This is a genomic window from Sphingomonas bacterium (assembly GCF_903643065.1).
GTDB lineage: Bacteria > Pseudomonadota > Alphaproteobacteria > Sphingomonadales > Sphingomonadaceae > Sphingomonas.
The window spans coordinates 1-6,127 of the sequence record NZ_CAHJWX010000128.1; the positions used below are offsets into that span (position 1 = coordinate 1).

Annotated in this window: 6 protein-coding genes; 3 read left to right on the top strand and 3 right to left on the bottom strand. The window is 70.5% G+C overall.

The annotated features are described in order from the left end of the window. Positions 1-952, top strand: a 952-nt coding sequence (dinB, locus tag HUU95_RS06050) for a DNA polymerase IV (RefSeq protein WP_174279292.1), incomplete at its 5' end; no start/stop codon positions are given. A 6-nt stretch (positions 953-958) separates the two neighbouring features. On the opposite strand, the gene HUU95_RS06055 is transcribed toward dinB, so the two are convergent. Genes HUU95_RS06055 through HUU95_RS06065 form a run of 3 tightly spaced genes read right to left on the bottom strand, consistent with a single transcriptional unit; the run spans position 959 to position 2,698 of the window. Beyond that, positions 959-1,294, bottom strand: coding sequence for a TfoX/Sxy family protein (locus tag HUU95_RS06055; RefSeq protein ID WP_174279293.1), 336 nt, complete (start codon positions 1,292-1,294; stop codon positions 959-961). Between the two features lie 31 nt (positions 1,295-1,325). After that, entirely contained in the window at positions 1,326-1,961 is a 636-nt protein-coding gene (locus HUU95_RS06060; RefSeq protein WP_174279294.1) for a 3-oxoacid CoA-transferase subunit B, read from the bottom strand. After that, on the bottom strand, positions 1,961-2,698 hold the full coding sequence (locus HUU95_RS06065; RefSeq protein ID WP_174279295.1) for a CoA transferase subunit A: 738 nt from the start codon (positions 2,696-2,698) through the stop codon (positions 1,961-1,963). The genes HUU95_RS06060 and HUU95_RS06065 overlap by 1 nt, the downstream gene beginning before the upstream one ends. 231 nt (positions 2,699-2,929) lie before the next feature. On the opposite strand from HUU95_RS06065, the gene HUU95_RS06070 reads away from it, so the two are divergent. Together HUU95_RS06070 and HUU95_RS06075 are read left to right on the top strand one after the other, a co-directional pair. Further along, the gene (locus HUU95_RS06070; RefSeq protein WP_174279296.1) at positions 2,930-4,138 is read left to right on the top strand and encodes an MFS transporter; all 1,209 of its coding nucleotides are present in this window, start codon (positions 2,930-2,932) and stop codon (positions 4,136-4,138) included. Continuing rightward, positions 4,135-6,127, top strand: a 1,993-nt coding sequence (locus tag HUU95_RS06075) for a glycoside hydrolase family 31 protein (RefSeq protein ID WP_174279297.1), incomplete at its 3' end; no start/stop codon positions are given. The genes HUU95_RS06070 and HUU95_RS06075, both read left to right, overlap by 4 nt.

Genomic DNA, 6,127 nt, shown 5'->3' on the forward strand with positions numbered 1-6,127 from the left:
CCTCGTGGCGCGCGGGGTGGTCGCGGCCGCCAGCTATGAAGCGCGCGCGTTCGGCGTGCGCTCGGCGCTGCCGTCGGTCACGGCGCGGCGGCGCTGCCCGGAGCTTCACTTCGCGCGGCCCCGGTTCGACGTGTACAAGGCGGTGTCGGCGCAGATCGGCGCGATCTTCGCCGACTATACCGAGCTGATCCAGCCGCTGTCGCTTGACGAGGCCTATCTGGACGTGACGGCGGATCGTCAGCGGCTGGGCACCGCCTGGGCCACCGCCCGGGCGATCCGCGCGCGCATCCTGGCCGAGACCGGGCTGACCGCGTCGGCGGGGATCAGCTACAACAAGTTCCTCGCCAAGCTCGCCTCCGATCACCGCAAGCCCAACGGCCAGTTCGCGGTGACGCCCGAGATGGGGCCGGCCTGGGTGGAGACGCTGCCCGTCGCGCGCTTCCACGGCGTCGGCCCGGTGACAGCGGCGAAGATGCGGCGGCTGGGGATCGAGACGGGCGCGGACCTCCGCGCCCAGCCGCTGGCCGTCCTGGAGCGGCATTTCGGCAGCAGCGCCGGCTGGTATCACGCGATCGCGCGCGGGATCGACGACCGGCCGGTCAACCCGCATCGGACCCGCAAGTCGTCGGGCTCGGAGACGACGTTCGATCGCGACCTCCTCGACCCGGCGGAGATCGAGGCGGGGGTGCTGGGGCAGGCGGATGATGTCTGGGGTTGGTGCGAGCGGACCCAGGCGTTCGGGCGGACGGTGACGGTGAAGGTCAAATATGCCGACTTCCGCCAGATCACGCGCAGCCGCAGCCGGCCGACGGTCGTCGCGACCCGGGCGGAGCTGCGCGATGCGAGCCTGGAGCTGATCCGCTCGGTATTGCCGGCGTCGACCGGGATCCGGCTGGTGGGTGTCACCGTCTCGAACTTCGCGCGCGACGCGCCCGCGCTGCCGCTGGCGTAAGGCGGATCACCCCTTGCGTCGCGGCGGCCTCGCCTTTGGTGCCGGCAGCTCGGCGGCGGTGATGCCGATCAGCCGCGCCAGCCAGTCGCGGTCGTCCCAGCGGTCCGCGTCGACGAGCAGGCACGGCTTGGCGCCGGGATAGGGCGGCCGTTCGTCGAGCCCGTCCGCGAACGCGCGCCCGCCCGCCGTCGGCTTGACGAACAGCTGATCGTCACAGATCATCGCGACCATCTTGCCGTCGCAATACAGCCCGTGCTCGCCGAACATCGGCTTGGCCTGGATCAGTCCCGCATCCGCGATCTGATCGACCAGGAACGCCACCGTCTTCGCCTCCGATGCCATGCCATCTCCCGCGTTCGGCCAGTGACCAACGTCACGCCGCGATGCGTGCCTCCGTCTTGGCGACCAGCTCGTCGCGCGTCACGCCGGGCGCGATCTCGATCAGGCGGAACGGCTCGCCCCGGGCGGGACGCTCCAGCACGCCCAGGTCGGTGATGATCATGTCGACCACGCCCTTGCCTGTCAGCGGCAGCGAGCATTCGCGCCGGATCTTGGGCTCGCCGTTCTTGGAGACGTGATCCATCGTCACCACCACCCGGCGGACGCCGGCGACGAGGTCCATCGCGCCGCCCATGCCCTTGATGACCTTGCCCGGGATCATCCAATTGGCGAGGTCGCCGGTCTCCGACACCTCCATCGCGCCCAGGATGGTGAGGTCGATATGCCCGCCCCGGATCATCGCGAAGCTGTCGGAGGATGAGAAGAAGCTGGACGAGGGCAGGGCGCTGATCGTCTGCTTGCCCGCATTGATCAGGTCCGGGTCGACCTCGTCGTCATACGGGAACGGGCCGATGCCGAGCATCCCGTTCTCCGACTGGAGCGTCACCGTCATGTCGTCGGGGATGTTGTTGGCGACCAGTGTCGGGATGCCGATCCCCAGATTGACGTAATAGCCGTCGCGCAGCTCTCGCGCAGCGCGGGCGGCGATGTCGTTGCGGTCCCAAGGCATCAGCGTTCGCTCCCCGTGGCGGCGGCCGGCGCGGCGTCACCACGCTGGCGGATGGTGCGGAACTCGATCTTCTTGTCCGGACGCGGGTTGAGCAGCAGCCGCTGGACATAGATGCCGGGCAGGTGGATCTGGTCGGGGTCGAGCGTGCCGACGGGCACGATCTCCTCCACCTCGGCGACGCAGACCTTGCCGGCGGTCGCCATCGGCTGGTTGAAGTTGCGCGCGGTGCGGCGGAAGACGAGGTTGCCCGCCTCGTCGGCCTTCCACCCCTTCACGAGCGACACGTCCGCGACTAGGGCGGTTTCCAGCACATAATGCTCGCCGCCGAACTCCCGCACTTCCTTGCCGTCGGCGACCACGGTGCCGACGCCGGTGCGGGTGAAGAAGGCGGGAATGCCGGCGCCTCCGGCGCGGCAGCGCTCGGCGAGCGAGCCCTGCGGGCAGAACTCCACCTGCAGCTCGCCGGCGAGATATTGCCGCTCGAACTCCTTGTTCTCGCCGACATAGGAGCTGATCATCTTGGCGATCTGCCGGGTGCGCAGCAGCTTGCCCAGCCCGACCCCGTCGATCCCCGCATTGTTGGAGACGCAGGTCAGCCCGGTGACGCCCAGCGGCACCATGGCGTCGATCAGCGCCTCGGGAATGCCGCACAGGCCGAAGCCGCCGACCATCAGCGTCTGGCCGTCGCGCAGAAGGTCGCGCAGCGCCTCGCCCGCGTCGTGGTAGATCGGCTTCACTTCGCGCGCTCCATGATCGTCGTGCCCCGGCGATCACCGCTTTCCTGATCGAACATGACGATGTTCGAAGACGCGCCCCTTGGCCAGCGCCGGCGATGACGGCGGCGTGTGAGCCATGAAAGCGCGGCAACGTCAAGCCGGCGACGGCCGTGTAGCCTCGGGCGCCACATTGGTCGGACAACATGGACAGGCCAATCCGCTTGGCCTAAGCGGCCGGTCGGGAGAGGCGCGATGCGGAACATGCGATGGTGGATCGTCGCGCTGATCTGCGCGGGGACGGTGGCCAATTATCTGGCCCGCAACTCGCTGGGCGTGCTGGCGCCCGAGCTGAAGCTCGTGTTCCAGATGAGCACGCGGCAATACAGCTACGTCGTCGGCGCCTTCCAGATCGCCTATACCGCCATGCAGCCGGTCGCCGGCGCGATCATCGATCGGATCGGCCTGCGCATGGGGTTCGCGCTGTTCGGCGTCGCCTGGTCGGCCGCTAACATGCTGCACGCGCTCGCCGCCGGCTGGTTGAGCCTCGCCTTCTTCCGCGGGCTGCTCGGCCTGACCGAATCGGTCGCGATCCCGTCGGGCGTCAAGGCGGTGGCCGAGTGGTTCCCGGCGCGCGAGCGATCGGTCGCCATCGGTTGGTTCAATGCCGGCACCTCGCTGGGCGCGGTGCTGGCGCCGCCGATCGTCGTCGCGGTGACATTATGGGCGAACTGGCGCTGGGCGTTCGTGGTCACGGGCGCGGTGGGCCTCGTCTGGGCCGCTGCCTGGTACGCGCTGTACCGCACGCCAGCGACGGCCGTCCGCCCGCCGGCGGGCGTCGGCGAGCATGCGTCGGCCCGTGCGATCCTGGCCGACCGGCGCTTCTGGGTGATCGCGGTGCCCCGCTTCCTGGCCGAGCCGGCGTGGCAGACGTTCAGCTTCTGGATCCCGCTATACCTCGCGACGGAGCGCGGCATGGACCTGAAGCAGATCGCGTTGTTCGCCTGGCTGCCCTTCCTCGCCGCCGACGCGGGCGGGATCGGCGGGGGGTATCTGTCGCCCTGGCTGATGAAGCGCGGCGTGCCGCTGATCGGGTCGCGCGTCGCCGGGGTCGGCCTTGGCGCGGTGCTGATGATCGCGCCCGGCTGCATAGGGCTGGCCGCGAGCCCGTATCTGGCGATCGGGCTGTTCTGCGTCGGCGGCTTCGCGCACCAGATGATCTCCGGCCTGATCAACACGCTGTCGACCGACGTGTTCGCGCCGGCCGAGGTGGGGCTTGCCAACGGGCTGATCGGGCAGGCGGGGTGGATCGGCGGACTGCTCTTTTCCCTGCTGATCGGCCAGCTCGCCGACACGATCGGCTATGCGCCGCTGTTCGGCATGTTGGGGGTGTTCGACCTGCTCGGCGCGGCGGTGCTGATCGCGTTCATCGGCGTGCTGACGCGGTCAAGGGCCATCGCGTGAGACGGGCGACGCTCTCCGACCCGCCGCGCTTCGTCCTCGCCGAGCGCGTGCGCGGCCGCGTGACGCTGCGCGCCGACACGGGCGCGGTCGCGCACCTGTTCGTGCTGGAGGACGACATCGTCCGGCTGCTGCTGCTCGCCGACGGCACCGTCACCAGCCCGCCAAGCTGGGCGATCGCGCCCGGGCAGGACGACATCGCCGAGCCCGGCCGCGACCGGCTGGACGTGACCGGCTTCGCCTGTCCCGATTTCACGCTCACCGACACGCCCGACCGGCTGACGATCGAGACGGCGCGGCTGCGGGTGACGATCGGCTGGCACGGGCTCCACTGCGAATGGGCGCAGCGTGACGGCGACGGCTGGCGCGTGATCGCGCGCGACCGGCCGACCCAGGCCTATGATTTCGGCTGGTGGGACGGCCGCGCGCATCATTACGTCGCGCGGCGTCCGGGCGAGCGTTTCTATGGGTTGGGCGACCGGACGGGCGACGCCGACCGTGCCGGCCGCCGCTTCCGGCTGACCAACGTCGACCCGATGGGCTACGACGCCGAACACGACGACCCGCAATATAAGTCGATCCCGTACCTGCTCGTCGCCGACGCCGACGGCCGCTGCCATGCCGCCTTCTACGACAGCGTCGCCGACGTGACGGTCGACCTGGGGCGCGAGCGGGACAATTACCACGGGCCCTATCGCCACGTCGTCGCCGACGCGGGCGACCTGGACCTGTGGATGATCGCCGGCCCCGATCCGCGCGAGGTGACGCGGCGGTTCACCTGGCTGACGGGCCGGCCCGCGCTGATGCCGCGCTGGTCGCTGGGCTATTCGGGCTCGACGATGAGCTATACCGACGCGCCCGACGCGGCGGCGCGGATGGCGTCGTTCCTGGAGCGCTGCGCCGAGCACGACCTGGGCTGCACCTCGTTCCACCTGTCGTCGGGCTACACCTCGATCGGCGACAGGCGCTATGTGTTCCACTGGAACCGCGACAAGTTCCCCGATCCCGCCGGTTTCGTCGGCGCCTATGCGGCGGCCGGCGTGCGGCTCGTCCCCAACATCAAGCCGGCGCTGCTGCGCAGCCACCCCCGCCATGACGAGGTCGCCGCCGCCGGCCTGTTCGTCGCGGACGACGCGGGCCGGCCGGTCGAGGCGCAGTTCTGGGACGAGGTCGGCGGCTATCTCGATTTCACCAACCCGGCGGCCGCCGCCTGGTGGCGCGGGCAGGTGACGGCGGCGTTGCTCGATCAGGGCATCGAGGCGACTTGGAACGACAACAACGAATATGAGGTATGGGACGCGCGCGCGCGCTTCCACGGCTTTGGGCAGGCGCGGCCGGCGGCGGCGATGCGGCCCGTCCAGCCGCTGTTGATGACCCGCGCGTCGCGCCAGGCCCAGCTCGCCGCGCGGCCGGACGCGCGGCCCTATGTGGTCACGCGCTCGGGCATGGCGGGGTTGCAACGCTATGCGCAGACCTGGACGGGGGACAATCGGACGGAGTGGAAGACGCTGCGCTATAATGCGCGCCAGGCGATCGGGCTGGCGCTGTCGGGCGTGTCCAACAGCGGCCACGATGTCGGCGGGTTCGCCGGCCCGGCGCCGTCCCCCGAGCTGCTGGTGCGCTGGGTGCAGGCGGGCGTGCTGATGCCGCGCTTCAGCATCCACAGCTGGAACGACGACGGCACGGTCAACGAGCCCTGGATGTACCCGCAGGCGCTGCCCGCGATCGCGCGGTTGATGGCGTTGCGGCAGACGCTGCTGCCCTTCTGGTACGACCTGCTGCATCGCTATCACGCCACGTACGAGCCGATGGTGCGGCCGACCTGGCTCGACTTCCCGGACGACCCGCTCGCCTGGGCGGAGTGCGACGAGCATCTGCTCGGCCCCGATCTGCTGGCGGCGCCCGTGATGGCGGCGGGCGCGACCACCCGCGCGCTGCGCCTGCCCGCCGGCGCCGACTGGGTCCATGTCTGGACCGGCCGGCGTGTGGCGG

Bases quoted from the DNA above. Each gene is read 5' to 3' on its own strand.
- HUU95_RS06055 (WP_174279293.1), bottom strand. From the start codon at position 1,294: ATGGCATCGGAGGCGAAGACGGTGGCGTTCCTGGTCGATCAGATCGCG.
- HUU95_RS06060 (WP_174279294.1), bottom strand. From the start codon at position 1,961: ATGCCTTGGGACCGCAACGACATCGCCGCCCGCGCTGCGCGAGAGCTG.
- HUU95_RS06070 (WP_174279296.1), top strand. From the start codon at position 2,930: ATGCGGAACATGCGATGGTGGATCGTCGCGCTGATCTGCGCGGGGACG.